The following is a 25414-nucleotide window of genomic DNA, read 5'->3' as shown; positions in this document are numbered from 1 at the left end:
TGAATCAGTTCTTTTTTTCATTTCTTTGAAATACCTCATACATATTATTCATGATCGTATCATATAAAACAGCAAGTTTATCCCACACCCAGCGATTACTATCGACTTCTTTTTCCCCGCAGTCGATAATATCGGTATGGTCGGTAATTTTATACGCTTTTTTAACGATAATAGGAGCAATTTTCGGTATACGTGGGATTTCTTTTAAGATATCTGCGAAGTTTCCAATGTAGACATGACCAATGATTTCGATTGTTAATGATTTATCTGATATATTTAGCATGGTATGAAATTGATTTGTATGTTGTTGTTTTAAATATTGGGCTAACTTAAATGGAGCGTGTTTCTTTTTTAATACGCGGCGAAGGCTCTTTGTATTTTCGATATGAAGTGATTTTTCGCGAATAAGGACACGAATATCTTCTCCCATAAAAGGCATTGTGTTGTACATAGATGATTCTCCTTAAAAACTTACATATGTTTGCGTTATGCATATGTAAGTCTAGCATGGTTTGTTCTTTATGTGTGCTTACGGTTTTGTAAGGTGATGTAGTAAAGCAGTGCAAAAGTTATTTGTATAAAGTGACGATACTGTGACAAACATGTTGGTATATATGTTACGATGTCGTCTTAAGTGTAAAAAGTAGGATGTTCTCGGTATAATAACAAGTGGAGATAAAAGAAACTATAATGAGTAGTAGTTGTAGATAAAAGGAGAAGAAGAGATGAAGAAGGTTTTGGGTATTGCTGTAATGGGAAGTATGCTCCTTCTAGCAGGGTGTAATGGAAATAAAGATACGAAAGAACCGAAAGAAAAGGTAGAGCAATCTACAGAACAAACCGAAGAGATGAAAGAATACCGTGCAGTACATGAAAAATATGATATGAAAATGAATAAGGAAATTAATAACGCGTTACAGCTATTTGAAGTGGCAAAGGAAAAAGGCGGTAAGGAAATAACGAAGGCTACATATAAAGAAGATGTGCAAAAGGTAACAACGAGCATGTTAGAAGATATTGATCATATACGAAAAGAAATTCGTGTTCCGAAGTCGAAAGAGCAAGAACATGAGGTATATGTTGGTTTCTTGAATGAATCGGAACAAGCGATGAAAAAATTACAGAAGTTAGCTAAAGAAGAAGATTCATCGTTGATTCGTGATATAGAAATTAACTTTGCAACAGCATCGACATACTATAAACGTTTTCAAGCAGAAACGAAAAAATAACCTTGCCTGTGCAAGGTTATTTTTTCTTCTTGCCATCTCCGTCCTCATCCTCGGATACTAATATCTTCTGTTCTTCGTGAAATTCGGAAATAGTTTGCCCAGTAATATTATCGAAAGGGGTATAAAAAGAGGTGATACTTTTCTTTTTGATGAAGAGTTTGTAGAAGCCGATGATGACAAGTATAATTATTGTTAAGGGTAATCCTATAGTAGCTAGAAGTAAGGGGGCCATCTTATAACTCCTTTCATATCTTTTTTTATTATAAGCGAAATACGACATAGATAAATGAAAGTATTAAAAACTGATTTTTCTAAATATATCCAATTTGATTGACTTTTCATTTTTTCAGAATTATAATTCGAAATATACAATTTGAACCAAATAATAATATAGCAATTTACTTATCCAGAGAGGTAGAGGGACTGGCCCTATGACACCTCAGCAGCGGGTTCTGTAGTAGGAACACCGTGCTAATTCCAGCAAGCAAGTCTTGAAAGATAAGTGATGGGCCTTTGTTTATTAAGCCTTGATCTTATTTTTTAAGATCAAGGCTTTTTGTATTCTAAAAAGAGAAAAGGGAGTAATGGAAAAATTACGTTCATAAAACTAAGTAAATATATGTGTTTAGGGGGTTATTGCAGTGTATGTAATTAAAAAATTATCAGTTATGGTGTTCACGCTATGGGTTATTACGACAGTGACATTTCTAATTATGCATATTATTCCGGGGGACCCATTTTCATCAGATGCAAAGATCTTTCCGGCAGAAGTTGTGCAGAATATGAGAGCGAAATATCACCTTGATGAACCGTTATGGAATCAATATGTTGCTTATTTAGACGGTGTAGTTCATTTTGATTTTGGTGAATCCGTTCAATCGACGGGGCAAGGCGTATCAGAAATTATAACGACAGGATTTGGTCCATCAGCGATTATTGGTTTACAAGCACTTATTATTTCATTAGTAGTCGGAATTGCCGCAGGTACATTTGCAGCTCTATATCATGGGAAAGTAATTGACTATAGTGTGAGTTTACTTGCGATTCTCGGTATTTCTATTCCAAGTTTTATTTTAGCACCACTATTTATACAAGTATTTGCTATTCAATTTGAACTTTTACCAGTAGCGTCTTGGGGCACATTCGAACATACGGTATTGCCATCCTTCGCATTAGCGTTAGGACCAATTGCAGTAATTACAAGATTTGTTCGCTCTAATATGATCGAAGTACTGCAGAGTGATTATATTAAGCTAGCGAGAGCGAAAGGGATACCAATTAAGAAGATTATTATAAGGCATGCCCTTCGAAATGCGATTGTTCCAGTGCTTACATTTATAGGGCCGTTAATGGCTGGGCTTTTAACAGGGACGTTCATTATTGAAAAGATTTTTGCAATTCCTGGTCTCGGAAAATATTTTGTAGATAGCATTTTTAACCGGGATTATCCGGTCATTATGGGAACGACAATTTTCTATAGTGCATTATTAATTTTTTGTATTTTCGTTACAGATATTATTCATCGTATTGTTGATCCGCGTATTCGTTCTATTACATAAGGAGGGGGGATATTTAAATGGGAGCTTATGAAATTAATAAACAGTTATTAACGAATGAAGAGAAAAAAGAATTAACAATAAATAAAGAGCAGCAAACGATTAGCCGAAAGAAGGAAGTATTTCGCAAGTTTATATCAAACCCTATAGCAATTCTAGGGGCAGTGACGTTATTACTCATTATTATTTTCTCGTTAATTGGCGAAAGTTTAACATCATTTACTGCGAGTGAACAAGTAAAAGAAGCAACTAATTTACCTCCTAATAGCGAGCATTGGTTTGGAACCGATGATTTAGGAAGAGACATATGGGCGCGTACTTGGGCTGGTGGGAAAATTTCATTAGTAGTTGGATTAGTAGCGGCCGTTCTTGATATAGGGCTTGGTGTACTGATCGGAGGTTTTAGTGGATATGTGAGAGGGCGTAATCGCCTTGGAACGTTAATGGATGAGTGGATCGTACGAGGGATTGAAGTATTATACGGTATTCCATATTTATTAATTGTTATTTTACTACTGATCATTATGAAGCCGGGGCTTTTTACAATCATAATCGCTCTCGCATTAACTGGTTGGATTGGTATGGCACGCCTTGTTAGGGCGCAAGTCTTATCTTTAAAACAAAGAGAATTTGTTATTGCAGCGGAGCGATTAGGTACATCGCATATGAAGATTATATACGGACATATCATTCCGAATTTAACAGGGATTATTATCGTAAATTTATCATTTACAATTCCAGCAGCTATTTTCTCAGAATCATTTTTGAGCTTTATCGGACTTGGTGTTCAATCACCAGCAGCAAGCTGGGGGACAATGACAAATGATGCGCTTGGGACATTATTAAGCGGGGAATGGTGGCAACTATTCTTTCCATCGCTGATGATTGCACTCATCATGTTCGCATTTAATGCAATTGGTGATGGTTTGCAAGATGCAATTGATCCGAAGATTGTAAAACGGAATCGAAAGGAGAAAAAACATGGGACAGCTTTTATCTTTAGAAAACGTAACGTTAGCCGTTGAAAAAGAGAATAGTAAGCAAGCAATTGTGAAACATGTTTCCTTTTCTATTAACGAAGGTGAAATTGTTGCACTTGTAGGAGAAAGTGGTTCAGGGAAAAGTGTTACAGCACAATCTATTATCGGACTAAATCAAGAATCTATTCATATCGACGATGGAAGTATCTTGTTCCAATCTCAAGGATTAACGAATTTACAAGAATCAGAGTGGAACCAAATTCGTGGAAAAGATATTTCGTTTATTTTCCAAGACCCTCTGTCCTCTTTAAATCCGACGATGAAGGTGGGAAGACAAATTACAGAAGTAATTTTGCACCACGAAAAGAAATCGAAAAAAGAGGCAAAAGAAATTGCAATTAACTTATTAAATGATTTAGGAATACATGAAGCAGAGAAACGCTTTGAACAGTACCCACATCAATTAAGTGGAGGAATGAGGCAGCGTATTTGTTTAGCGATTGCATTTGCTTGTCATCCAAAGCTAGTTATTGCAGATGAGCCTACAACTGCATTAGATGTAACGATTCAAAAGCAAATTATGGGATTGCTCAAAGCGAGAAAAGAAAAACAAAACACGAGTATTTTATTAATTACACATGATTTGGCACTTGTACGTGAAGTAGCAGATCGAGTAGTTGTGATGTACGGGGGACGTGTTGTTGAAAAAGGAACGATAGAGGAAGTGATAGGTTCCCCTAAACATCCATACACAAAAAGCTTATTACAAGCAATTCCCAATATGGATGATTCCGAAAAAGTATTACGTGCAATAGAAGGAACGACACCTTCCATTGAGACGTTAAATAGCTTTGGTTGTCCTTTTGTAAATCGTTGTCCAGTAGCGATAAAAGAATGTATTCATCGTTTCCCAGAGAGAACAACATATTCCAAGGAGCATAGTTCAAATTGCTGGCAACATGTTCTGGAGCATAATAAGGCGAAATCAAAAGAGAAGGTGAATGCCTCATGACGACAGATTTAATTACTGTAAAGCAAGTAACGAAAACGTATGGAAGTAAAAAGAAAGAAATTGCAGCGCTAAAAGAAATATCACTTTCTATCTCGAAAGGAACAACGCTTGGCATTATTGGAGAAAGTGGTTCAGGAAAAACAACACTTGGTAAGCTCATAGCTGGGATTGAGAGCCCAACATTTGGTGAAATTGATTATAACGGTCAAGTCGTTCACAAGTTGAAGGCAGCTCATAAACGTGATTTCTTACAGAAAGTACAGTTTATTTTTCAAGATTCCACAGCAGCATTAAATCCGCGCTGGAAAGTACGCGATAGCGTAACGGAAGGTTATATTTCATTCGGTTTAGGTGATAAAGGATTGAAGGATAAAATTGCAGGTGATGCGTTAGAACGTGTTGGGTTAGATAGACGATATATTAATCGATATCCACACGAGTTTAGCGGAGGACAACGTCAACGTATCGCTATTGCAAGGGCGTTATTATGTGAGCCGGAAGTATTAATCCTTGATGAACCAATTTCAGCATTAGATGTTTCACTTCAAATCCAAATTGTGCACTTACTGCAACAGATTCAAACGGAACAAGGCTATACATATTTATTTATCGCGCACGATTTACCGATGGTTCACTATTTATGTGAAAAAGTGGCTGTCTTATATAAAGGAGAACTTGTTGAATTTGGAAATACGGACGAAGTGTTCCGTAATCCACAACAATCTTATACAAAAACATTATTAGCATCAACACCAAAAATTTCAGGTTAAAGGGGAATGTAGGATGAAGAAGTTTTTATTATTTGTCATTATGACTGTATTAGCAATTACTTCTGTCGCTTGTGGTAAGAAAGACACTTCAAAAGCAAGTGCTAGTAAAGGAGACCGTTTTGTAACGAATCTTGGTAGTGATCCTTACACGTTAGATTCAGCAATTTCAACAGATAATAACTCTAATTATGTAATTGAGCACTTATTTGCAACCTTGTATAGACAGACAAGTGATGGGAAGTTTGAAAAGGATTTAGTAGAGAAAGAAGAAGCTGGGGCAGATGGAAAAGAGTATACATTCTATTTGAAAAAAGGGTTGAAATGGTCTGATGGTTCTCCTTTAACAGCAAAAGATTTTGAATTTGCTTGGAAGAGAATATTAAATCCTAAAACGGGTTCTATGAATGCAACAGAACTATATTTCATTAAAGGTGGAGAAGCATTTAATACAGGGAAAGGTGCAGAAGATGCAGTAGGAATTCAAGCAGTAGATGATGTAACGCTAAAGCTACAATTTGAACATCCAGTAACATCTATTAAACGAACGTTATCTCAGTCGTTATATATTCCACTCAATAAAAAATCTATTGATGAAAAAGGCAAACTAAAAGTAAATCCAAAAGAATTAATTACAAATGGTCCTTTCACATTGAAAGAATGGAAGCATAATCAAGCGATTATTCTAGAAAAAAATAAAGAGTTTCATGATAAAAAAGTAGCATCAAAGGAAATTGAATTCCGTATTATTCCTGAAGGTAAAACAGCGTATCAATTATATAAATCTGGAGAATTAGATTTGTTATCTAACATACCAACAGATTTAGTTGAAAAAGAACAAAACAATAAAGAGTTTAAAAAGATGCAAGACTACTCAACTCACATTTACTCATTTAATTCAGAAAAGCCACCATTTACAAATGCGAAAATTCGTAAAGCCTTTGCATTAGCTGTAGATCGTAAGTTTATCGTAGAGAAAATATTAAAGAATAATGCAAAAGAAGCATATGGCTTTGTACCAGAAGGAGCAAAAACAGAAAGTGGTCGCGACTTCCGTAAAGAGAAAGGTGACTATTTTAAATATGATCCTGCAGTAGCTAAGACGTTATTAGAAGAAGGGATGAAGGAAGAAGGATGGGCTACACTTCCAGAAGTAACAGTAAAATATTCAGACAAGAAGAAAATAGCTGAAACACTTCAAGAAATGTTTAAGAAAAACCTTGGTGTAGATGTGAAAATAGAAGGTAAGGAGTGGAAAAGCTATATTGATATGTACAAACAAAGTGACTTCCAAATTGCATATATGGGATGGGGAGGATCTACATTAGATCCAGCTGCACAATTAGAAATTTATGCAGGTGATGGACCAAATAACTATGCAAAATGGTTTAATAAAGACTTCGATAATTTAATTAATCAAGCAAAATTAGAACAAGATGAAAATAAACGCTTTGATTTATTACATCAAGCAGAGGATATTATGTTTACAGAATATCCTTTAATCCCACTTGTATTCCCAACAGATTCTTATTTACAAAAATCATCTGTATCTGGATTAGAATACTACGTAGGATCTCAACCGAGTTTACGATACGCTAAAAAATAAAATAAAGAAGTAGGCAACCGCCTACTTCTTTATTTTATTTCTCTTTTATATTCTTTTTTCGTTCCATCAGAGAAGACAACTTCTAAATCAAACTTCTGGTAGTCTTTATCAAGTTTGAACACATTTACTACTTGATCGATTACTTCTTGGTCAGGCGTATCTTTATCAAATTTTAATTCTTGTAGAAGTGGGCTTAATTTTGTAATAGCCTCGTCTCCTGTTAATTTTACATCTGCTTTATGATCTTCGAGTTTTGCTTCCATTTTCTTATCAGCTGCTACATTTTTATAATCAGCCTCGTAGTCTTTCTTTGTATCTTGGTAGTCTGCCTTTAAATCAAATTCATTAAAGTTTAGTTTTAAATCAGCAGGAGCTTCATTCTTTGCCTCTTCTGTAGTCTTCTTATTAGAAGTCGTGTCTTCTTTTGCAGGAGCTTTACATCCTGTTAATACAGGTACTAGCATAAGCGCTAATAAAGCTGATAATAAAATTCTCATTATAATTTCCTCCTTATGTAAATTCATTCTATACAAGTTTTTCCCAAAATCATGTAATTATGTATGTGTTGCAAATAAATTATTAACTTGTAGCCACAAAGTTTAATCCGCAATTTAAATCAAAACTGATCGGTATGTATATGGTAAATTAAGGTTGTGAGGAGGTACTAAAATGCATGAAGAATATAAAGAGATGATAAAAAAAGCAATTGAATATATAGAGAATTACTTACATGAGGAGCTTACAACAGAAAGCGTGGCATCTCAAAGTGCGGTATCGATGTATCATTTTCATCGTATTTTTCAAAGGTATATTGGGATGAGTGTAACGGATTATATTCGAAAGAGAAGATTAACTCATGCTGCGCAAGCTTTAGTGTCAACGGAGAGGGCTGTCATTGATATTGCAATGCAATACGGCTTTTCCTCACAAGAGGCATTTACGAGAGCGTTTAAAAGAATGTTTCAATTGCCACCGAAAAAATATCGAAAGTACTTCCAGTCATTTTATATAGAAAGAGAGGGTGTTTCAATGCAAAAAGGTATACCGAAAGGATGGATTTTAAGTGGAAGTCATCCTGCTGAATATGAGATGGGTTTAGATTATGAAGTTGCCCATCAAGGAAAAGTATCTGCATACATAAAGGCAAAAGAGAATGTTACGCACGGCGGATTTTCAACATTAATGCAAATGTTTCGAGCGGATAAATATGTAGGTAAAAGATTACGTTTAACAGCATTTGTTAAGAGTGAAAACGTAAGAGATTGGGCAGGATTGTGGATGCGAGTAGACGGAAAAGATATAGAACCACTCGCTATGGATAATATGCAAAATCGCCCAATTAAAAATACGAATAACTGGCAATCGTACTCGGTTGTATTGGATATAAAAGAAGGGGCGCTTGGTATTGCATTTGGTATTTTATTATCAGGAGAAGGTTGTGTGTGGCTAGATAGTATTCGATTTGATGAAGTGGATGAAAAAGTTCCTTCAACAGATTTGGCTGAAAATTTTTATGAAACACTACTAGAAGAGCCAGTAAATCTGCAATTTGAAGAGATAGGGAAGTAAGGAGAAAAGATATGCTCAAATATGCAAAACTAATAAGTATTAGTTTAGTAGTATCGTCTTGTATTATGGGAATTAATTATTTCATTAGCTATCTGTGGTCAGGACATATACCTTCTTTGACGTGGAGAACATATTTGATGTTTGTGTTTATATTTATGATGAGTTTTGGTTCCGTACAAAAAGGGGGAGAAGAGGATTATTGACAATAGTCTTCTTCTCCTTCCTTTCATTAATACAAATGTTCATAACTGTTGTCGGAAATGCAGGTATGATTCTTAATATAATTTCACTATCGCTACAACTTGTAAGTTCGGGTGTCATTGTACCACATGAGATGCTCTCTAAAACATATCAAACAATCGGAGAATTATTTCCCGCAACCTATGCAGCAAATGGTTATTATACAATAATATTTGGAGGAGTTAGTTTGGAGAAAAATATTATTTCATTATTAGTCATTATATTAGTTACACAATTGGTAGCAGTCATTACTGTATCTATAAAAGGAATAGTAAAGAGAAGAAGTCATTTAGTTAAAGAAGTATAAAATAAAAAAGGTATCCTTAATTGGATACCTTTTTATCAGCACTTATTATTTTGCAACTTCTGTCCACTTGTAGTTAAATTCACCACCGAAGTCAGTTGTTACAAGTCCTTTAATGAAAGAGCGTTGTAAGTAAGAACGACCTTGTTGGTATAAAGGAGCGACAGCACCATCTTGTAATAAGATTTTTTCAGCTTGCTTCATTGCTTCAAATCGTGCCTTTTCATCTCCAGCTAAATCTGTTTTCACTTTATGGATTAGCTCATCATACTCTTTGTTAGAGTATTTATCGAAGTTATAAGCACTATCTGTTGTAAATAAATCTAAGAATGTAATTGGGTCAGCGAAGTCAGGGCCCCAGCCATCAATTCCGATTTCATAGTCACCACTTAATAGTAGTTTTAATTGTTGTTTACGTGGTTGTGGTTTTAAATTCACTGTTAATCCATCTAGGTTCTTTTCTAGTTCACCTTTTAAATATTCACCAGTCTTTTTAGCTAAAGCATTATCACTTGTTAATAGTTCGATTGTTACTTTGTCAGTACCAAGTTCTTGTTTCGCTTTTTTCCAGTTTTCTTTCGCTGTCTTCACATCATCTTTGACTAGGTTTCCGTTTTCTTTACGGAAGTCGTTACCTTCTGGACTCTTTGCAAATTTCGCAGGAATCATTCCTTCAGCTGGAACAGCACCGTTATTTAAAATTGTTTCTACGTATGCTTTTTTATTCATTGCTCCGTTAATAGCGAGGCGTGCATGCTGGTTTTTTAATGTTTCATTTTTTTGATTGAGTCGTAAAAATTGAATGCCAACTTCAGCGCGGTCTTTGAAATTTGGATCGCTCTTATATTTATCAACAAACTCCGCATTTAAAGTAACGCGATCAATTTGTCCTGAATCATATAAGTTAACTTCTGTAGACTTATCTTTAATGACATTGAAGTTGATTTCTTCTAATTTTACGGTTTTAGCATCCCAATAGTTAGGGTTCTTCTTCAATTGGAAGCCTTGCTCGTGCTTCCAGTTATCCAATGTGAAAGCGCCGTTGTAAATTAAATGATTTGTTTCTAAACCATATTTATCACCTTGAGATTTTAAGTAATCTTCGTTAATTGGTAAGAACGTTGAGAACGTCGTTAAACTTAAGAAGTAGGGAACAGGACGGTCTAGTTGTACTTCTAACGTTTTATCATCAAGAGCTTTGACTCCTAGTTGATCAATTGGCAATTGTTTTTGGTTTATTTGTTTCGCATTCTGTATATCAAAGAATAAGAATGCGTATTCAGCTGCTGTATCCGGATTTACGGCACGTTGCCAAGCGAAGACGAAGTCTTTTGCTGTAACAGGAGTGCCGTTTGACCATTTTGAATCACGCAGGTGGAATGTATATTTTGTCTTATCGGGACTAACGTCAACTGACTCAGCAACACCAGGAATCGGTTTATTATCTTCTCCCATCGCATATAAACCTTCAAAAACATTTCGCATTACGTTCATGGATTCCCCATCTGTTGCTTTTGCAACATCCATTGTTGGAATTTCTGAAGCGAATGATAAGTTAATTGCCTGTTTATCAGGTGCTTTATCATTTGCTTTCGCTCCGTTTGCGTTATCTTTATTTCCTCCGCAAGCAGTTAGTAATAGACTTGCCCCTAAAACAGATGCAACAACAGGTACAACTTTTTTCTTCATTGTTCGTTCCTCCCTAAATGTGTTGTTCGTAACGTCATAATATCCATGTCTTGAAGCGTAGCTATAGAAGAAGAGAAAACCTATTATATGTATGTGCATATAGGTAATCGGGTGTTCTATATGTATATACATGTAGAACTATAATCTATCGTTATATATTCCAACGTAAAAGACATTATATTTTGATGGTTAAATATTTCGTTTCTTTGATTATTTAGAATATTAACACTGGAAAGAACTATATGTCAATAATAAAAATAGATTGTTAATTTCTTAGAATAATATATTAAAAAAGCAGATTTCCTCATGTTGAGGAATCTGCTTTTCATATGTTTTGCTAAAAAAACAATTGGTGTGGACTCATAATCAGTGGGGATGAAGAAAGCCTCACTAATTAAAGCTTGAACTTATTTTTCAATTTTTGCCCACTTGAAGTTTAATTGACCTGCAAAGTCTACTTGTACAATTCCTTTCACATAAGAACGTTCTAAATAAGATTCACCCTTTTGGTAAAGAGGGGCAATGACAGAGTCTTTAAATAATATTTTCTCGGATGCTAGTAATGCTTCCCAGCGAGCTTTTTCATCACCGGCTAAAGTTGTTTTCACTTTTGCTATTGTTTCATCGAACTCCTTATTAGAGTAATGATCTAAGTTATAAGGGTTATCGGTTGTAAATAGCTCAAGGAATGTAATTGGATCCGCAAAGTCAGGGCTCCAGCCGTCAATTCCAATTTCGTAGTCACCTTTTAATAAAAGTGAAACTTGTTGTTTACGTGGTTGGGGTTTTATCGTCACTGTTAAGCCATCTAAATTCTTTTCTAGTTGTCCTTTTAAGAATTCACCAGTTTTCTTCTCAAGGTCACCGTCACTTGTTAATAGTTCTAACGTTATTTTTTCAGATCCAAGCTCTTGTTTAGCTTTTTTCCATAATTCTTGTGCAGACTTTGTATCAACCTTTGTTAAATCTCCATTTGCAGCACGGAAGTCTGTTCCGTCAGGTCCTTTTGCAAAGTTTTTCGGCACGAGACTAGAGGTTGGTGTAGAGCCATCGTTTAATAACGTATTTACAAAGGATTTTCGATCAATTGTTTGATCGATTGCTTGGCGTGCAGAAACGTTTTGAAGTATTTTGTTTTGTTGATTCATACGTAAAAACTGTACCCCTACGTTTGGACGTTCTTTAAAGTTAGCATCCTTTTTATATTTATCAACGAAGTCAGATGTTAGTTTTATACGGTCTAATTGTTTCGACTCGAATAAATTTACTTCTGTAGACTTTTCTTTTACGATGTTAAAGTTGATTTCTTCTAGTTTGACAGTATCTTTATCCCAATAGGTAGGATTTTTCTTGAATTTAAAGCTTTGTTCGTGCTTCCAATCGCTTAGTGTAAAAGCTCCGTTGTACAAGATTGTATTGTCTTCTAAGGCATACTTATCACCTTGTGCTTTAAAGAATTCCTCGTTAATTGGTAGAAATGTTGGGAACGCTGTTAAGCTAATAAAGTAAGGAACAGGGCGTTCTAATTCTACCTCAAACGTATGGTCATCAATTGCTTTTACACCAAGTTGATCGGCTGGAAGTTCTTTGTTGTTAATTTTTGTTGCATTTTTAATATCAAAGAATAGAAATGCATATTCAGAGGCTGTTGCTGGATCGACAGCTCTTTGCCAAGCGAAGACAAAATCTTTCGCTGTAACAGGAGTGCCATTTGACCATTTTGAATCTCGCAGGTGGAATGTGTATTTTGTTTTATCACCACTTACTTCATGAGATTTTGCAACACCAGGGACAGGTTTGTTACCTTCACCAAGATTATACAAACCTTCAAATACGTTTCTCATTACTTGACCAGAATCAGTATCTGTAGCACGAGCTGTATCCATTGTTCGTATTTCAGTAGGTGAAGATAAGTTTAAAACCTGTTTACTAGGCGCCTCGTCTTTTGCATTTGCTCCACTTGCTTCGTTTTTATAACTACCGCAACCAGTTAATAAAATACTTACTCCTACAACTGATGCAATACCGGGTACAAACTTCTTTTTCATTTGATTTTCCTCCTAAATAATTAAGTTCGGATGATGATGAGGGAAATGAAAAATAAAAAATCCCTCTTTTCATATTGAGAAAGAGGGATTTTTACGTACAAGTTATGCACCCGTATATAAACGAAGTCCCTCATTCTATCTTTCAAGCATAAAGCTTGCAGGAAGTGGCACAGTATTCAAAATGAACCTGTTGCCGAGGTTTCAAAGGGCCAGTCCCTCCACCTCTCTTGATACAATGAGTAAACGAATAAACTTTATTAATTTTTGTGTTTCTTTGATAATTCAAAATCTTACACCTTTGATAATAAAGTGTCAACCGGATGGAATATAGTTTAAATTTTCAGTTTTATTGAACGGAAAAACCACTGCATATGGCAGTGGTTTTTCTATTAGAAGTTAAAGTTATCTGGATCTGGACCAACGCGACGATCTTCATTTAGAGCTTGAATTGCTTTCATGTCATCAGCACTTAATTCAAAATCAAATATATTTGCATTTTCAATAATGCGATGTTCTTTAATAGATTTAGGGATTGTTACAACTTCATTTTGTAAATCCCAGCGTAAAATAATTTGTGCAGTTGATTTATTATGTTTTGTTGCAATGTCTTGTAATGTTGGGTTGTCTAGCAGTTGGCCTTGCATTAATGGTGACCAAGCTTCAAGTTGGATGTTATGTTCTTTACAGAAAGCATGCAGCTCTTCTTGTGCTAAACGTGGATGATATTCCACTTGGTTGACCATTGGCTTAATTTCAGCAATTTCAAATACGTCTTGTAAGTGGTGAATATGGAAATTACTCACACCGATAGCGCGAACACGGCCATCTTTATAAAGTTTTTCTAATGCTTTCCATGATTCGGTATATTTCCCTTTTACAGGCCAATGTACTAAATATAAATCTAAATATTCTAGACCTAATTTCTCTAATGTAGTTTCAAATGCTTGAAGTGTTGTTTCATATCCTTGATCGCTATTCCATACTTTTGATGTAATAAATAATTCTTCACGTGAAACACCTGATTCACGGATCGCTTGTCCAACGCCTTCTTCGTTTTGATAAATTGCTGCAGTATCAATGCTGCGGTAGCCATTTTTAATTGCTGCTTTTACAGATTCAATTACTTCTGAACCATCTTCTACTTTAAAAACACCTAAACCGAACCAAGGCATTTTTACACCGTTATGTAATGTTGTATAGTCTTTTAAACTTGTTAAACTCATATTAGTTCCCCCTAGCTTTTTTGTTTGTTGCTTCTACTGCTTTTTGAATTGCCTCTGAAAAATTATATTCATATAAAGCTTTGAGACCTTCAGCTGTGGAACCACCTGGTGTTGTTACTTGTTCGCGGAGATTAGCTGGGTCTTGTGTTTGTTCAAGCATAGAAGCAGAGCCAGAAATCATTTGAATGACAAGGTGTTTGGCAGTGGCTTCATCGACTCCATAACTTTTTGTTGCTTCAATTAGGCTTTCAGCAAAGTAATAAAGGAAAGCTGGTGCACTTCCAGTAACAGCAGTAAGCTGATGAACTTCTTCCTCAGTGCAAAGTTGTGAAGTACCAATGCCTCTTAAAAGCAGTTGCAAGGTTTCCTGATGCATCTCGGTTACTGATTGTCCCGTTGTATATAAGGAGATAGACTTTCCAATTTCAGCAGCTGTATTTGGCATAATCCAAGCAACTGGTGTCCCCCCGGGAAGTCTCTCTTCTAAATAAGATGGACCAATACCAGCAGCTACCGTTACGACAAGTTGATTGGATAGTAACGGAGATAATTCTGCTAATAATTCTTCATGTGCAGAAGGCGGCATTGCTAAAACAATCGTATCAACAGATGTAACATGCTGCTTCCAATCTGTTGTAGTAGACACATTATATTGCCCTTGTAATTGCTTTAGCTTTTCTACGTTGCTTCGGTTAGAAATAATAATTTCTTCGATGTATTCTTTGCTTGTTTTAAGTAATCCGGAAAATATAGCTTCTGCCATACGACCAGCACCAATAAATAAAATTCGATGTTTAGTTAGCATATCCTCTATTCCTTTCTAGTGGAGATATGTTATAAAAAACGATACCATTTTTAAGAGAATTTTGTAAAAAGAAAAGACTTCCCGTAGGTGGAATGGATAACAAAAATCAGGGAAATCATGGTAAGTGTAAGGGCTATTCCTTATACTGGTGATAGGGAATTTATTATACATCTGGGGAGAGATGATCATGATTAGAAGTCCGCTTTTTTTAGTTGTTTCTAGTATCATTTGCGTATTGGTTGGATTTTATATTCAATCGAGTTATATTGAAATTTTTGCATCGGTTATGGGGATTATTAATGTTTGGTTATTAGCGAGGGAAAAGGTATCTAATTTTTTGTTTGGCATGATTACGGTTGCGGTATTTCTATATATTTTCATTACACAAGGTTTATATGCAATGGCAGTATTAGCAGCCTTTCAATTTATATTTAATGTATATGGTTGGTATCATTGGATTGCATGTAGTGGGGAGGAAGAGGTAAAAGCAACAGTTCGTTTAAATATAAAAGGGTGGACGATTTATATACTCTTCATGTTAGTTGCTTGGATTGGTTGGGGCTATTATCAAATCCGTTATTTAGAATCAACAAGCCCATATTTAGACGCTTTAAATGCTGTACTAGGATTAGTAGCTCAATTTATGTTAAGTCGAAAAATTTTAGAGAACTGGTATTTATGGATTTTGTATAACGTGATTAGTATTGTGATTTATATTTCCACAGGTTTATACGTCATGCTAATATTAGCTGTTATTAATCTCTTTATATGTATAGCTGGTTTACTAGAATGGAAGAGCAATTATAAAAGATAAGGACATGTAAATAATTATATTTAGAAAATAATTAAAATAGAAAACCCCTGAAGCACATATGCTTCAGGGGTTTATTAATAGAATATAAGTTTATGCTTTTGTCATACCTAGTAATACAGCACCGCCGATAATTAAAACACTACCTAGTGCAATAAAGATCAATTGACGTTTTGTTTTCTTTTCACCTAAGAAGACAATCGCACCGAATGTTGAGATAACGATTCCAGTTTGAGATAATGGGAAGCTTGTTGCTACTCCGACACGGGGTAATGAAAGAAGTAAGAATAAGTTTCCAGTTCCCCATAGTAAACCAGATAGAGCATTACGGATTGCATATTTGTTAAATGGTTTATGTTTAGATGTCAGTACAACCGCACCGACAAACATACCAACTGCTTGTGGTAAAATAGCAGACCAACCATCGATATTATACCAACGAATAATAATTACATATACAAGGTAGCCGAAAGTAGAAACAATTAAAGTAAGAAGTCCTTTTTTCAATTGTCCTGGTGGCTGAGCATTTTCTTTATCATCTAATGATGTGAATACAACACCAACTACGATTAATAGGATTGCAATCGTTCCCAGAATGATTGTTGTAGTAGTAGTCCACTCACGGAAAGCGATAACTCCAAAGATAGAAGTTGCAACAAGTTGCATACCAGTAGAAATCGTTACAGTAGTAGAAACACCTAACTTTTCAACTGTTTTTAATTGGTTTACTTGACCTAAAGCCCAGAATAAACCTGAAATAAAACCAACAATCAAGATTGTCATTGTTAGAGCTGGTTGAGTAAATACATACATAATTGTTGCGAAGAATAGAGCACCGATTGTCATACCTACCGTTTGGCTATATGCACCACCGCCCATTTTTACGCTTACTAATAAAATGTTTCCCCATGCAATTGCAGGAAGAAGCGCTAATAAAATGTCCATTACAAGACTCCCTTCGATTTGTTATACCAATATAATTACATATCGTTCTAACGATCGGTAATGCTCCACTGATAGAGTAGAAGATTACCGATCGCTAAAACGGGATGAAGAATTCACGATATAAATGCGTTTTCATTTCTTCATTTTTTCAAACACCTACATATAATAACAGGAAATTGCCTATTTTAGAAAGTAAATTCAAATAGAATGTATATTTAAATAAAAAGTAAAATTCAGTTATTTCCCGATAGTATATTTTATTTCCTGAGAAATAAAGAAGCAGCTTCGAAAAAAAGCTGCTTTAAGAGTTAGTTAGTAATTCTTTTGTTAATAAGCTGAATACATAGTAGAAATAGGAGTGACATACTAATAGTGATAACGACAAGTGTCCAGGCCAGCTGCATATTACTTGCATCAATCGCCATGTAAATTGCAGTTGGGATAGTCTGTGTTTTACCAGGAATGTTCCCCGCAAACATGAGTGTAGCACCGAATTCACCGAGCGCGCGAACAAAACTCAAAATCATTCCGTTTAGTAAAGCAGGAAATGCAAGTGGAAGTGTGACGTGTAGAAAAACTTGATATTCACTTGCGCCAAGGTCACGAGCGCTTTCTTCAATTTGTACATTCGCGATAGAAAACCCTGTTTTTGCTGATTGGTACATGAGCGGAAATGCAACAACTGTAGAAGCGATAATCGCAGCAGTAGATGTGAACATAATAGACTGCTGAAATATTGATTCTATCCACGTTCCAATGGGACTATTATTTCCAAAAATGATAATGAGAAAAAAGCCGATTACAGTTGGCGGAAGTACCATTGGTAATAAGAAAATCGTTTCTAGTATTACTTTATATCTCCATGAGGATCGTGCCAGCGCTCGTCCGATTATCGTTCCTAAAATGGTAACGATAATGGTGGCACATGTGGCTACTCGTAAAGATAGAAAGATTGGTGATAAAATAGTATCAAAGCTCATGGCAATTATGATAGGACTGTAAATCCATATTTCTTAAAGATAGATTGTGCGTCTTTTGACTGCAAATACTCATAAAATGAAGTCGCCTCTTTCTTATGCTTAGATTCTTTTATAACACCTAAAGGATAGTGAATTGGCTCATGAGAAGTAGCAGCTGCTGTCTCACCAATCTTTACTTTGTCTGAAATAAGAGCATCTGTTTTGTATACAATACCAGCATCTACATTACCTGTTTCTACATATGTTAACACTTGCCGAACATCTTTTGTAAATACGATTTTATTTTGAATGTCATTCCATAGATTTTCATTTGTAAGAGAAGCCTTTGCATATTTTCCTGCAGGTACTGATTCAGGTGTACCAAGTGCGATTTTCTTAATTTTTTCATCTTTTAAATCTTGAATTTTTGTAAGAGAACTATCTTTTGGGACGACTAAAACGAGTTCATTTCCAAGAAGATTCTTCCCTTCCTTTTCATTAATGAATCCTTTTTTTACAAGAGTTTGGAATTTATCTTCGGCTGCTGAGAAGAATAAATCAGCAGGTGCGCCCTGTTCGATTTGTTGTTGAAGTGCACCAGAAGCACCGAAATTAAAAGAAAGTTTAATATTAGGTTCTTGTTCTTTATATTTTGTTTCAATTTCTTTTAATGCATCTTGTAAGCTTGCGGCTGCGGATATAGTAAGTTCAACTGTTTTTCCTTCTTTAGCAGCTGATTTCTCTTTCTTATCTCCGTTTGTACATGCAACGCTAAATATAAGAAGAAAAGAAAGTATAAGCGCCCCTATGGATCGTAATATAAACTTGTTCATAAGAAAATCCCCTTTCGTTTTGACATATTCAATTATAACTAATTATAACTAAATATAACTAGTTATAATTGAATATAATTTGAACGATGTAGTTGCTCTTAAAATATAGGAGAAATATTCTTTTCTTTGTTACAATGAAGGAAGAAAGTGAGGAATCGTCTATGGATCATCATTCCTACACAACGGAAGAAGTAGCGAAGCGATTAAAAGTATCAAAATTAACAGTATACGATTTAATTAAAAAAGGAGAACTGCCTTCCTATAGAATTGGTAGACAGATGCGCATCGATGCAACGGATTTAGAACAATATATAAAACAAATGAAAACAGGGAAAATACAAGGTACTTCTGTAAAGAGCGAAGATAGTAGAGGCTTGGATACATGTATTATTAGTGGACAAGAACTAACGTTAGATATGTTGGCAAAACGTATAGAAAATCGCCTGCCAAGTTCAAATATATTAAGAGCATATCAAGGTAGTTTAACGAGCTTAGTAAAAATGTATCAAGGAGAAGGAAGTATCGTTAGCTTGCATTTGTTTGATGGCGAAACGGGTACATATAATGTTCCTTACGTAAAACGTATTTTAGTTGGACAACCATGTACGATGATTAATTTATTAGCAAGGAACGTTGGGTTTTATGTGCAAAAGGGAAATCCAAAAAACATAAAAACATGGGCTGATTTATCTCAGTCATCTATACGATTTGTAAATCGAGAAAAGGGCTCTGGTATTAGGGTGTTAGTCGATGAACAATTGCGCATTCAAAAGTTAAATAAAGAACGTATAAGTGGATATGAATGGGAAGAATCAAACCATCTTGGTGTTGCCACGCAGGTCGCAAATGGAAAAGCTGATGTGGGGGTAGGATCAGAAAAGTTTTCGCAAATTGTAAATGTAGACTTTATTCCAATCATGAAAGAACAGTATGATTTAGTGATTTTGAAGAATAAAGAAAATGAAGAGTTGATTGAAGCCGTGAAAGACATTCTGCAATCGGAAGAATTTCATAATGAATTAACGGCAATTGGCGGATACGATATGACGAAAACAGGTCAAATTATATATGAAATAAAGTGAAACTTTAATCAGTGGGGGTTTTCTTCATCCCCCACTGATTATTAGTTGAACCAATCGGACTTTAATGGGCAGTTGATCCCCCACCAAACTTCTTTGCTTTCGCTGAATTTTGAGGTGGGGGTCTTACTGCCCATTAAAGCGGGATAAACTAAAAAGCTGCTTGTCTATAAGACGAGCAGCTTTTTCTATATATAAAGGGGTTTGGGGAAACAAAGTGTTAAACAAGACCTTGAGCAAGTGTGTAAATGAAAGCTGTAAGAAGAGTCGCTCCACTTGCAAGTCCGAAGAAATCTGATTTGTTAAATGTAATGTTGTTCATTATAATCTCTCCTTATTTGTTTAATGTAGTTGCAACAGCTTTTGCATCGACAAGTGCGGATAGCACCATGCCCATTGTATTTAAAAATTTGTTTGATTTCATTTTGTTCATCATGCGTATCCGCTCCTTTTCGAATTGTTGTTGCCCTGCTTTATATCTTAATTATAGGAAATATGATCGCCTGCAACTATCGAATTAGCTTACGAAAGACTTACACTTTTGTAAGAAAAAAAGACATCCGTGTAAGAATGTCTTTTAAAGCATGTTGATGTGATGATGCTCTTCGATTGTTTTTAAAAAGCTACGCATTGAATTCGTCATATAGCTATCTTTACGGCGTATGAAAACTGTTGAAATACTGCCGTATTTTTCAGGGATTGCATGACAATGTACTTTCCCGGCTTTAGAAAGATGGTGGACAGCAGACTGTGGTACGAGTGTAATTCCAAGGCCAAGTGCCACACTATTTAATATTGTCTCTAATATATTAAACTCCATAATTCTTTTTGGCAGCAAACCCTCGTCTTTCAGCCATCGTTCTAGTTTAGAACGGTATCCACATCCTTGGTTAAAAACGAGTAGAGGCGTTGTTGTAAATTCTTCTATATGAAAAGCTTTATTTTGTGTTACAAGCATTAACTTTTCTGTACTAACATCGTATTGTTCAATTAGTGGATGTTTAATAGGTCCTGATATAAAAGCACCATCTAATTGGTGATCCAGTACTTCTCTAATTAATTCTTCTGTTAGGCCTGCTTGTAATGATAAATCGACATTCGGATAGCTTTTATAGTAAGAAGATAAAATGGTAGGTAATGTACTTACTGTTTCGACAGTACCGATTTTTAATATGCCAGAGGGTGTTTCACTATCTAAAAAAACTTGCTTTAGCTCATCGACATCTTGCAAAATTTTATTAACATAAACAAGCATTTTTCTTCCTTCAGCTGTTAGAGTCATGCCTCGTTTATGACGGTAAAAGAGGGGCGTTTTTAGCTCATTTTCTAGTTGTTTAATGCGTGCTGTTACATTTGATTGTACGTAATTTAATTCCTTTGCTGCGCCGCTTACACTGCCTTGATCGGCAACGCTTTGGAAGATTTGTAAGTCTCTTAATTCCATTTTATGCTCCTCCTTGATGTTAACTATCATTATAAATGATAGTTAACATCATTTTGAATCATTTTACGTGATATATTTTTTCTTTTACAATTCTCTTTGTGCAAATAGAAAGAAGTGGGGGATTGTGGTGAGAAGAGGTCAAATAATCATAGGTGCTTTCGCATGTTTAATAGCAAGTATGTCATGGGGAGCAATGTTTCCAGTTGCTGATCATGCGTTAGAATACATAGATCCATTTTATTTTTCGTTTATTCGCTATGGAGCGGTGGCGATCGTACTGATTGTATTATTGTTAATGAAAGAAGGAAAACAGGCATTTCGTTTAGAGGGAAGAGGAAAGTTACTCGTCTTTTTCGGAACGATGGCGTTTACTGTATATAATGTACTTGTATTTTTAGGTCAAATGTTAATGGGAAAATCAGGCGTCATGGTAGCCTCTATTATGGAAGCACTTATGCCGATGATTTCTATTTGTATTTTATGGGGATATAAGCATGTAAAACCGAAAAAATATATGATAACGAGCATGATTATCGCTTTTGTAGGGGCTGTATTTGTTATTACAAAGGGCGACATGAGTTTCTTTTTAACATTGAAAGATAACATGTTTTCACTAGCATGTATATTTGTTGGAGTTGTAGGTTGGGTTATTTATACGATGGGTGGTCAAACGTGTAGCGATTGGTCGACATTACGTTACTCTACATTGACGTGTGTATTCGGTACGACGGTTACAGGAATTATAACGGTACTTATTACGTCGCTTGGATATGTTTCAGTTCCGAGTATGGGAACGATTTCTGTCGTGAAATATGATTTGTTATTTATGATGACATTACCGGGAATTGTAGCATTACTTGCTTGGAATTACGGTGTGAAGATTTTATCATCTATTAATGGGATTTTGTTTATTAACTTTGTGCCTATTACGACTTTAATAATTATGATGATGCGAGGATACCAAATAACGACGTTTGATATTATAGGAACTTTACTTGTTATTGCAGCACTTATTCGCAATAACGTTTGTCAGAGAAAAGAAGAAAATATAAATAAGGAAATGTTACAAGAAGAGCAATTACGTCAAGCTGTTTAATAGGCAATTGGAGGATTTCACATGTTAGAAAGTTTATTGTTTTTCTTTGCCGTTGGAGTTGCTTGTGAGCTTGCAGCAATTAATCGAAATGGTCGTAAGAAGATAAAACAACAAGCTGAAATGATACAGCTTTTAAAAGAGTTAAAAGAAAGAAACATTTAAAAAGACGACCGGGCATAGACGGTCGTCTTCTTCTATATAAAGGGGAAAGGGGACACAAAGTTATACAAGCGTAGCAGCGTAAATAAAAGCAGTAAGAAGAAGAGAGCCGCTAGCTAATCCTAAAAAATCTAATTTGTTAAAAGTGATGTTATTCATGATGCATTCTCCTTACTTGTTTAATGTAGAAGCAACAGCTTTTGCATCGATAAGAGCGGAAAATACCATGCCCATTGTATTTAAAAGATTGTTCGTTTTCATCTTGTTCATCATATTGATCCGCTCCTTTTCGAATAGTTGTTGTTTCTTTCTGACTTAATTGTATGAAATATCGCAAGAAGTAACTATCGAATTAGCTTACAAGAAAATTACACTTTTGTAAGAATTGAAATTTAACAATTAATACTTATTTTTATTACCAACTCCTAAAACTTAGTGTTATAATTGTGGTAAGAAAATGACTATACTTCGGATGTTTAGAAAGGAACGAAACAAATGTATAAACCAATTACATTTTTGTTGAAATATATATTTAAAACAGCTGGGAAAGTAGAAGTGCAAGGAAGAGAAAAATTACCAGAAGGCGGTCCGTATGTTGTTGCGTGCACACATACAAGCTTTATGGATGTGTTAATGTTAGCGACAGGGATGTATCCGACCGAAATTCATTACATGGCCAAAAAAGAATTATTTGAAGGGAAATTCAAAAATTGGTTCTTTAAAAATGTAAATGCATTCCCTGTAGATCGTGCAAATCCAGGACCGAGTACACTTAAAATTCCATCACGCTTATTAAAAGAAGGAAAAGTCGTAGGGATTTTCCCAAGTGGAACAAGATCAACAGAAGACGTTTCATTAAAAGCTGGTGCTGTGACAATTGCGATGCGTTCTAACGTTCCATTAATACCGGCAGCTTATATTGGCCCATCAAGTGTAAAAGAATTAATAAAAGGGAAAAAGGCGCAATTGATTTTTGGAGACCCAATTCAAATTGATGCTGAAGAACAAATAGATCGAAAAACAGCTATGAAAATGATGACAGATCAATTAAATGAGAAGTTTGAGGAGCTAAAGGAAGCTTTGCAATCAAATCAAAAGTAAGAAAAGACGACCGGGCATAGACGGTCGTCTTTTCTATTACTATTTATAATAAAGGGGAAAGGGGACACAAAAGTTATACAAGCGTAGCGGCGTAAATAAAAGCAGTAAGAAGAACTGATCCGCTAGCTAGTCCTAAAAAATCTAATTTGTTGAAAGTAATGTTATTCATCAGACATTCTCCTTACTTGTTTAATGTAGAAGCAACAGCTTTTGCATCGATAAGAGCGGAAAATACCATGCCCATTGTATGTAAAAAATTGTTTGATTTCATTTTGTTCATCATATAAATCCGCTCCTTTTCGAATAATTGTTGCCCTGTTTCTGACTTAATTGTATGAAAAAAAGCAGAGAGTAACTATCGAATTAGCTTACAGGAAAATTACACTTTTGTAAGAAAAACGAATGGAGGTGTAATGATGAGAAGGTTTGACATACGTTTATAGAATTTATTAATTTAAAAGTAGAGGTGAGTGTATGGCTAATATTAAAGATATTGCAAAGATGGCGGGAGTTTCAGTTACGACTGTTTCGAGAGTATTGAATGATCATCCGTATGTAAGTGAAGAAAAAAGGAAAGCGGTTATGGAGATAGTTGAGAAGTTGAATTACTCACAAAACGCAAATGCTGTTCATTTATCAAAAGGAAAGACGAATATTGTTGGTGTGATTCTCCCTTACATTAATCACCCGAGCTTCGATGCAATGGTAGGGGGAATGATGGAGGGAGCGTTAACTCATAACTACAGGGTACTGCTTTGCCAAACGAATTATAATAAAAAAGAAGAAATGAAAAGTTTACATATGTTAAAAACGAAACAATTGGATGGTCTTATTATTTGTTCACGTGCGAATGATTGGGAAATGATAGAACCGTATGCTTCTTATGGCACAATCATTGCTTGTGAAGATAATGATATTTCAAATATATCAAGTGTATATACAAATCATTCGGCAGCTTTCCAGCTAGGAATGAACCACCTTATTGAAAAAGGTTATAAAAAAATTGGTTATTGTACGGGGAGAAAGCTAGGACCGAGTAGTCAAAAGCGTTTTGATGTGTATAAACATCAATTGCAATCTATAGATGAAGAAGTGAATGAAGAATGGATTTTCACAGAATGTTTTACATTAGAAGATGGTGTGAGAGTGGCTCATAAATTAAAGGAGATGCAGCATCTTCCTGAAGCATTAATAGTAGCAGGAGATGAAGTTGCGATTGGGGTTATGACGGAAGTTGGGAAATTGGGTATTCAAGTTCCTGAGGATTTAGCGATTATTGGTTTAGATAACCAACCTATTTCGCAAGTGTTGCAACTTACAACCATTGATCAAAATTTGAAGGGGATAGGTAAAGCGGCTTTTGAAATGTTTTACCGGCAAATAAGTGACGAGAGTTCTAAACAAGAAAAGGTGGAAATTTCATATGAACTTGTGGAGCGATCTACAGTGTAATTTTAATCCGTTATGTGTATAAGTGCATAACGGATTATTTTTTTGAAATACCTTTGACAGGAAACGCGTTTCATACTTTATAAAGGAGTTAAACCGGTTTGTAACAATCCATGGATTCTTTTCAAAAATAGTATTTGGAGGGATATGCATGAATGAACTTTTATTAAGTATAAAAAAGTATTTGGGGAAAGACGAAAATATTTTAGCCTTTGTGGTGGGGATCTTTGAGAAGGATAATTTCACGTTATGTTATCAACATGGGATTTTTGTTATCACTACTAGACGTCTCCTGTTTTACGGGGAATTTCCTTACTATCCTTCAACGTTTAAAGAGTACTCATATTTGCATATAGATAGCATAGATTTCCGTCCGTATTTTGAATTTACTTGTAATCATGAAACGGTTAGAGCTAAGTATATTCAGCAAGGGAATGTGGAGCGATTTGTCCATACAGTGAGAACAAATATGAATAATTAATCACCCCTTCGTTTAAACATAATATCTCA

At 35.1% G+C, this 25414-nt stretch carries 30 protein-coding genes and 2 riboswitches; of the genes, 16 read left to right on the top strand and 14 right to left on the bottom strand.

What is annotated here, in order from left to right; genetic code table 11:
• Window positions 1–4: 4 nt before the first annotated feature.
• Entirely contained in the window at window positions 5–451 is a 447-nt protein-coding gene (locus ACZ76X_RS27425; RefSeq protein WP_479852326.1) for a hypothetical protein, read from the bottom strand.
• A gap of 274 nt (window positions 452–725) precedes the next feature.
• Between ACZ76X_RS27425 and ACZ76X_RS27420 the strand changes: the two genes are divergently transcribed.
• Window positions 726–1229: a hypothetical protein gene (locus ACZ76X_RS27420; protein ID WP_098669200.1), complete on the top strand. Its 504-nt coding sequence runs from the start codon at window positions 726–728 to the stop codon at window positions 1227–1229.
• Window positions 1230–1245: 16 nt separating this feature from the next.
• On the opposite strand, the gene ACZ76X_RS27415 is transcribed toward ACZ76X_RS27420, so the two are convergent.
• Entirely contained in the window at window positions 1246–1461 is a 216-nt protein-coding gene (locus ACZ76X_RS27415) for a DUF3951 domain-containing protein (protein WP_479852325.1), read from the bottom strand.
• 167 nt (window positions 1462–1628) lie between these two features.
• Window positions 1629–1734, top strand: a riboswitch (SAM riboswitch).
• Between the two features lie 136 nt (window positions 1735–1870).
• Between ACZ76X_RS27415 and ACZ76X_RS27410 the strand changes: the two genes are divergently transcribed.
• From ACZ76X_RS27410 to ACZ76X_RS27390, 5 genes are read left to right on the top strand one after another with little or no spacing between them, the layout of a single operon-like run.
• Window positions 1871–2788, top strand: a complete 918-nt coding sequence (locus tag ACZ76X_RS27410) for an ABC transporter permease (RefSeq protein WP_479852324.1) — start codon at window positions 1871–1873, stop codon at window positions 2786–2788.
• Between the two features lie 17 nt (window positions 2789–2805).
• Entirely contained in the window at window positions 2806–3810 is a 1005-nt protein-coding gene (locus ACZ76X_RS27405; RefSeq protein ID WP_479852323.1) for an ABC transporter permease, read from the top strand.
• Complete coding sequence (locus tag ACZ76X_RS27400; protein ID WP_479852322.1) at window positions 3767–4777, top strand: ABC transporter ATP-binding protein; 1011 nt, start codon at window positions 3767–3769, stop codon at window positions 4775–4777. The genes ACZ76X_RS27405 and ACZ76X_RS27400 overlap by 44 nt, the downstream gene beginning before the upstream one ends.
• Window positions 4774–5547: an ABC transporter ATP-binding protein gene (locus ACZ76X_RS27395; protein ID WP_479852321.1), complete on the top strand. Its 774-nt coding sequence runs from the start codon at window positions 4774–4776 to the stop codon at window positions 5545–5547. The genes ACZ76X_RS27400 and ACZ76X_RS27395 overlap by 4 nt, the downstream gene beginning before the upstream one ends.
• Before the next feature lie 13 nt (window positions 5548–5560).
• Window positions 5561–7150, top strand: coding sequence for a peptide ABC transporter substrate-binding protein (locus ACZ76X_RS27390; RefSeq protein WP_479852320.1), 1590 nt, complete (start codon window positions 5561–5563; stop codon window positions 7148–7150).
• Between the two features lie 29 nt (window positions 7151–7179).
• Here ACZ76X_RS27390 and ACZ76X_RS27385 read toward each other — a convergent pair whose 3' ends face one another.
• Entirely contained in the window at window positions 7180–7647 is a 468-nt protein-coding gene (locus ACZ76X_RS27385) for a YusW family protein (RefSeq protein ID WP_098669201.1), read from the bottom strand.
• A gap of 172 nt (window positions 7648–7819) precedes the next feature.
• Between ACZ76X_RS27385 and ACZ76X_RS27380 the strand changes: the two genes are divergently transcribed.
• The 3 genes from ACZ76X_RS27380 to ACZ76X_RS27370 are packed head-to-tail and all read left to right on the top strand — an operon-like array spanning window position 7820 to window position 9266.
• Window positions 7820–8719: a helix-turn-helix transcriptional regulator gene (locus ACZ76X_RS27380; protein ID WP_479852319.1), complete on the top strand. Its 900-nt coding sequence runs from the start codon at window positions 7820–7822 to the stop codon at window positions 8717–8719.
• An 11-nt stretch (window positions 8720–8730) separates the two neighbouring features.
• The gene (locus ACZ76X_RS27375; protein ID WP_479852318.1) at window positions 8731–8922 is read left to right on the top strand and encodes a hypothetical protein; all 192 of its coding nucleotides are present in this window, start codon (window positions 8731–8733) and stop codon (window positions 8920–8922) included.
• Complete coding sequence (locus tag ACZ76X_RS27370) at window positions 8919–9266, top strand: ABC-2 transporter permease (protein WP_479852317.1); 348 nt, start codon at window positions 8919–8921, stop codon at window positions 9264–9266. The genes ACZ76X_RS27375 and ACZ76X_RS27370 overlap by 4 nt, the downstream gene beginning before the upstream one ends.
• Before the next feature lie 45 nt (window positions 9267–9311).
• On the opposite strand, the gene ACZ76X_RS27365 is transcribed toward ACZ76X_RS27370, so the two are convergent.
• The 4 genes from ACZ76X_RS27365 to proC form a co-directional block, all read right to left on the bottom strand.
• Window positions 9312–10952 (bottom strand): peptide ABC transporter substrate-binding protein, encoded by a 1641-nt coding sequence (locus ACZ76X_RS27365; protein ID WP_479852316.1) that lies wholly within the window; start codon window positions 10950–10952, stop codon window positions 9312–9314.
• 407 nt (window positions 10953–11359) lie between these two features.
• Window positions 11360–13000, bottom strand: coding sequence for a peptide ABC transporter substrate-binding protein (locus ACZ76X_RS27360; RefSeq protein ID WP_479852315.1), 1641 nt, complete (start codon window positions 12998–13000; stop codon window positions 11360–11362).
• Between the two features lie 132 nt (window positions 13001–13132).
• A riboswitch (SAM riboswitch) is annotated at window positions 13133–13237 on the bottom strand.
• A 152-nt stretch (window positions 13238–13389) separates the two neighbouring features.
• Window positions 13390–14223: an aldo/keto reductase gene (locus tag ACZ76X_RS27355; protein ID WP_306188339.1), complete on the bottom strand. Its 834-nt coding sequence runs from the start codon at window positions 14221–14223 to the stop codon at window positions 13390–13392.
• Between the two features lies 1 nt (window position 14224).
• Window positions 14225–15028, bottom strand: coding sequence for a pyrroline-5-carboxylate reductase (gene proC / locus ACZ76X_RS27350; RefSeq protein ID WP_479852314.1), 804 nt, complete (start codon window positions 15026–15028; stop codon window positions 14225–14227).
• Between the two features lie 187 nt (window positions 15029–15215).
• Here proC and pnuC point away from each other — a divergent pair, with 187 nt between their 5' ends.
• Entirely contained in the window at window positions 15216–15842 is a 627-nt protein-coding gene (gene pnuC, locus ACZ76X_RS27345) for a nicotinamide riboside transporter PnuC (RefSeq protein WP_479852313.1), read from the top strand.
• A gap of 90 nt (window positions 15843–15932) precedes the next feature.
• Here pnuC and ACZ76X_RS27340 read toward each other — a convergent pair whose 3' ends face one another.
• The 3 genes from ACZ76X_RS27340 to modA all read right to left on the bottom strand — a co-directional run bounded on the left by ACZ76X_RS27340 (window position 15933) and on the right by modA (window position 18576).
• Window positions 15933–16784: a GRP family sugar transporter gene (locus ACZ76X_RS27340; protein WP_000353544.1), complete on the bottom strand. Its 852-nt coding sequence runs from the start codon at window positions 16782–16784 to the stop codon at window positions 15933–15935.
• A 308-nt stretch (window positions 16785–17092) separates the two neighbouring features.
• Window positions 17093–17764: a molybdate ABC transporter permease subunit gene (modB, locus tag ACZ76X_RS27335; protein ID WP_479852312.1), complete on the bottom strand. Its 672-nt coding sequence runs from the start codon at window positions 17762–17764 to the stop codon at window positions 17093–17095.
• A gap of 5 nt (window positions 17765–17769) precedes the next feature.
• Window positions 17770–18576, bottom strand: coding sequence for a molybdate ABC transporter substrate-binding protein (modA, locus tag ACZ76X_RS27330; protein ID WP_479852311.1), 807 nt, complete (start codon window positions 18574–18576; stop codon window positions 17770–17772).
• A 134-nt stretch (window positions 18577–18710) separates the two neighbouring features.
• Here modA and ACZ76X_RS27325 point away from each other — a divergent pair, with 134 nt between their 5' ends.
• Window positions 18711–19658, top strand: coding sequence for a substrate-binding domain-containing protein (locus ACZ76X_RS27325; RefSeq protein WP_479852310.1), 948 nt, complete (start codon window positions 18711–18713; stop codon window positions 19656–19658).
• 217 nt (window positions 19659–19875) lie between these two features.
• Here ACZ76X_RS27325 and ACZ76X_RS27320 read toward each other — a convergent pair whose 3' ends face one another.
• Together ACZ76X_RS27320 and ACZ76X_RS27315 are read right to left on the bottom strand one after the other, a co-directional pair.
• Entirely contained in the window at window positions 19876–19977 is a 102-nt protein-coding gene (locus tag ACZ76X_RS27320; protein WP_001060013.1) for a DUF3948 family protein, read from the bottom strand.
• A 255-nt stretch (window positions 19978–20232) separates the two neighbouring features.
• Window positions 20233–21099: a LysR family transcriptional regulator gene (locus ACZ76X_RS27315; protein ID WP_000423049.1), complete on the bottom strand. Its 867-nt coding sequence runs from the start codon at window positions 21097–21099 to the stop codon at window positions 20233–20235.
• Between the two features lie 127 nt (window positions 21100–21226).
• On the opposite strand from ACZ76X_RS27315, the gene ACZ76X_RS27310 reads away from it, so the two are divergent.
• Together ACZ76X_RS27310 and ACZ76X_RS27305 are read left to right on the top strand one after the other, a co-directional pair.
• The gene (locus ACZ76X_RS27310; RefSeq protein ID WP_479852309.1) at window positions 21227–22195 is read left to right on the top strand and encodes a DMT family transporter; all 969 of its coding nucleotides are present in this window, start codon (window positions 21227–21229) and stop codon (window positions 22193–22195) included.
• Between the two features lie 21 nt (window positions 22196–22216).
• A complete protein-coding gene (locus tag ACZ76X_RS27305; RefSeq protein ID WP_000894069.1) occupies window positions 22217–22357 on the top strand; it encodes a YrzO family protein in 141 nt (46 codons plus the stop codon).
• A gap of 60 nt (window positions 22358–22417) precedes the next feature.
• Here ACZ76X_RS27305 and ACZ76X_RS27300 read toward each other — a convergent pair whose 3' ends face one another.
• The gene (locus ACZ76X_RS27300) at window positions 22418–22513 is read right to left on the bottom strand and encodes a DUF3948 family protein (protein ID WP_001060007.1); all 96 of its coding nucleotides are present in this window, start codon (window positions 22511–22513) and stop codon (window positions 22418–22420) included.
• 336 nt (window positions 22514–22849) lie between these two features.
• Between ACZ76X_RS27300 and ACZ76X_RS27295 the strand changes: the two genes are divergently transcribed.
• Window positions 22850–23455 carry a lysophospholipid acyltransferase family protein gene (locus ACZ76X_RS27295; RefSeq protein WP_098669214.1) on the top strand — a complete coding sequence of 202 codons (606 nt, stop codon included), beginning with the start codon at window positions 22850–22852 and terminating at the stop codon, window positions 23453–23455.
• Window positions 23456–23528: 73 nt separating this feature from the next.
• Here the strand turns inward: ACZ76X_RS27295 and ACZ76X_RS27290 are convergent, their stop codons facing one another.
• Window positions 23529–23624, bottom strand: a complete 96-nt coding sequence (locus ACZ76X_RS27290; protein WP_001060010.1) for a DUF3948 family protein — start codon at window positions 23622–23624, stop codon at window positions 23529–23531.
• A 305-nt stretch (window positions 23625–23929) separates the two neighbouring features.
• Between ACZ76X_RS27290 and ACZ76X_RS27285 the strand changes: the two genes are divergently transcribed.
• Together ACZ76X_RS27285 and ACZ76X_RS27280 are read left to right on the top strand one after the other, a co-directional pair.
• A complete protein-coding gene (locus ACZ76X_RS27285; RefSeq protein WP_479852308.1) occupies window positions 23930–24907 on the top strand; it encodes a LacI family DNA-binding transcriptional regulator in 978 nt (325 codons plus the stop codon).
• 148 nt (window positions 24908–25055) lie between these two features.
• Entirely contained in the window at window positions 25056–25385 is a 330-nt protein-coding gene (locus tag ACZ76X_RS27280) for a PH domain-containing protein (RefSeq protein WP_479852307.1), read from the top strand.
• Window positions 25386–25414 lie beyond the last annotated feature (29 nt).

It is taken from the genome of Bacillus sp. BC05(2025), assembly GCF_056725905.1.
The sequence above is the reverse complement of the archived record's forward strand: the minus strand, read 5'-3'. Positions and strand labels throughout refer to the sequence as shown.

What these genes read in the sequence shown, in the direction of transcription:
- ACZ76X_RS27420 (WP_098669200.1), top strand. Translation starts at nt 726, where the DNA reads ATGAAGAAGGTTTTGGGTATTGCTGTAATGGGAAGTATGCTCCTTCTA.
- ACZ76X_RS27300 (WP_001060007.1), bottom strand. Translation starts at nt 22,513, where the DNA reads ATGAATAACATCACTTTTAACAAATTAGATTTTTTAGGATTAGCTAGC.
- pnuC (WP_479852313.1), top strand. Translation starts at nt 15,216, where the DNA reads ATGATTAGAAGTCCGCTTTTTTTAGTTGTTTCTAGTATCATTTGCGTA.
- ACZ76X_RS27295 (WP_098669214.1), top strand. Translation starts at nt 22,850, where the DNA reads ATGTATAAACCAATTACATTTTTGTTGAAATATATATTTAAAACAGCT.
- modB (WP_479852312.1), bottom strand. Translation starts at nt 17,764, where the DNA reads ATGAGCTTTGATACTATTTTATCACCAATCTTTCTATCTTTACGAGTA.
- ACZ76X_RS27315 (WP_000423049.1), bottom strand. Translation starts at nt 21,099, where the DNA reads ATGGAATTAAGAGACTTACAAATCTTCCAAAGCGTTGCCGATCAAGGC.
- ACZ76X_RS27375 (WP_479852318.1), top strand. Translation starts at nt 8,731, where the DNA reads ATGCTCAAATATGCAAAACTAATAAGTATTAGTTTAGTAGTATCGTCT.
- ACZ76X_RS27415 (WP_479852325.1), bottom strand. Translation starts at nt 1,461, where the DNA reads ATGGCCCCCTTACTTCTAGCTACTATAGGATTACCCTTAACAATAATT.
- ACZ76X_RS27360 (WP_479852315.1), bottom strand. Translation starts at nt 13,000, where the DNA reads ATGAAAAAGAAGTTTGTACCCGGTATTGCATCAGTTGTAGGAGTAAGT.
- ACZ76X_RS27390 (WP_479852320.1), top strand. Translation starts at nt 5,561, where the DNA reads ATGAAGAAGTTTTTATTATTTGTCATTATGACTGTATTAGCAATTACT.
- ACZ76X_RS27340 (WP_000353544.1), bottom strand. Translation starts at nt 16,784, where the DNA reads ATGGACATTTTATTAGCGCTTCTTCCTGCAATTGCATGGGGAAACATT.
- ACZ76X_RS27325 (WP_479852310.1), top strand. Translation starts at nt 18,711, where the DNA reads ATGAAGGAAGAAAGTGAGGAATCGTCTATGGATCATCATTCCTACACA.
- ACZ76X_RS27290 (WP_001060010.1), bottom strand. Translation starts at nt 23,624, where the DNA reads ATGAATAACATTACTTTCAACAAATTAGATTTTTTAGGACTAGCTAGC.
- proC (WP_479852314.1), bottom strand. Translation starts at nt 15,028, where the DNA reads ATGCTAACTAAACATCGAATTTTATTTATTGGTGCTGGTCGTATGGCA.
- ACZ76X_RS27355 (WP_306188339.1), bottom strand. Translation starts at nt 14,223, where the DNA reads ATGAGTTTAACAAGTTTAAAAGACTATACAACATTACATAACGGTGTA.
- ACZ76X_RS27305 (WP_000894069.1), top strand. Translation starts at nt 22,217, where the DNA reads ATGTTAGAAAGTTTATTGTTTTTCTTTGCCGTTGGAGTTGCTTGTGAG.
- ACZ76X_RS27320 (WP_001060013.1), bottom strand. Translation starts at nt 19,977, where the DNA reads ATGAACAACATTACATTTAACAAATCAGATTTCTTCGGACTTGCAAGT.
- ACZ76X_RS27400 (WP_479852322.1), top strand. Translation starts at nt 3,767, where the DNA reads ATGGGACAGCTTTTATCTTTAGAAAACGTAACGTTAGCCGTTGAAAAA.
- ACZ76X_RS27385 (WP_098669201.1), bottom strand. Translation starts at nt 7,647, where the DNA reads ATGAGAATTTTATTATCAGCTTTATTAGCGCTTATGCTAGTACCTGTA.
- ACZ76X_RS27395 (WP_479852321.1), top strand. Translation starts at nt 4,774, where the DNA reads ATGACGACAGATTTAATTACTGTAAAGCAAGTAACGAAAACGTATGGA.
- ACZ76X_RS27425 (WP_479852326.1), bottom strand. Translation starts at nt 451, where the DNA reads ATGTACAACACAATGCCTTTTATGGGAGAAGATATTCGTGTCCTTATT.
- ACZ76X_RS27380 (WP_479852319.1), top strand. Translation starts at nt 7,820, where the DNA reads ATGCATGAAGAATATAAAGAGATGATAAAAAAAGCAATTGAATATATA.
- ACZ76X_RS27280 (WP_479852307.1), top strand. Translation starts at nt 25,056, where the DNA reads ATGAATGAACTTTTATTAAGTATAAAAAAGTATTTGGGGAAAGACGAA.
- modA (WP_479852311.1), bottom strand. Translation starts at nt 18,576, where the DNA reads ATGAACAAGTTTATATTACGATCCATAGGGGCGCTTATACTTTCTTTT.
- ACZ76X_RS27405 (WP_479852323.1), top strand. Translation starts at nt 2,806, where the DNA reads ATGGGAGCTTATGAAATTAATAAACAGTTATTAACGAATGAAGAGAAA.
- ACZ76X_RS27365 (WP_479852316.1), bottom strand. Translation starts at nt 10,952, where the DNA reads ATGAAGAAAAAAGTTGTACCTGTTGTTGCATCTGTTTTAGGGGCAAGT.
- ACZ76X_RS27285 (WP_479852308.1), top strand. Translation starts at nt 23,930, where the DNA reads ATGGCTAATATTAAAGATATTGCAAAGATGGCGGGAGTTTCAGTTACG.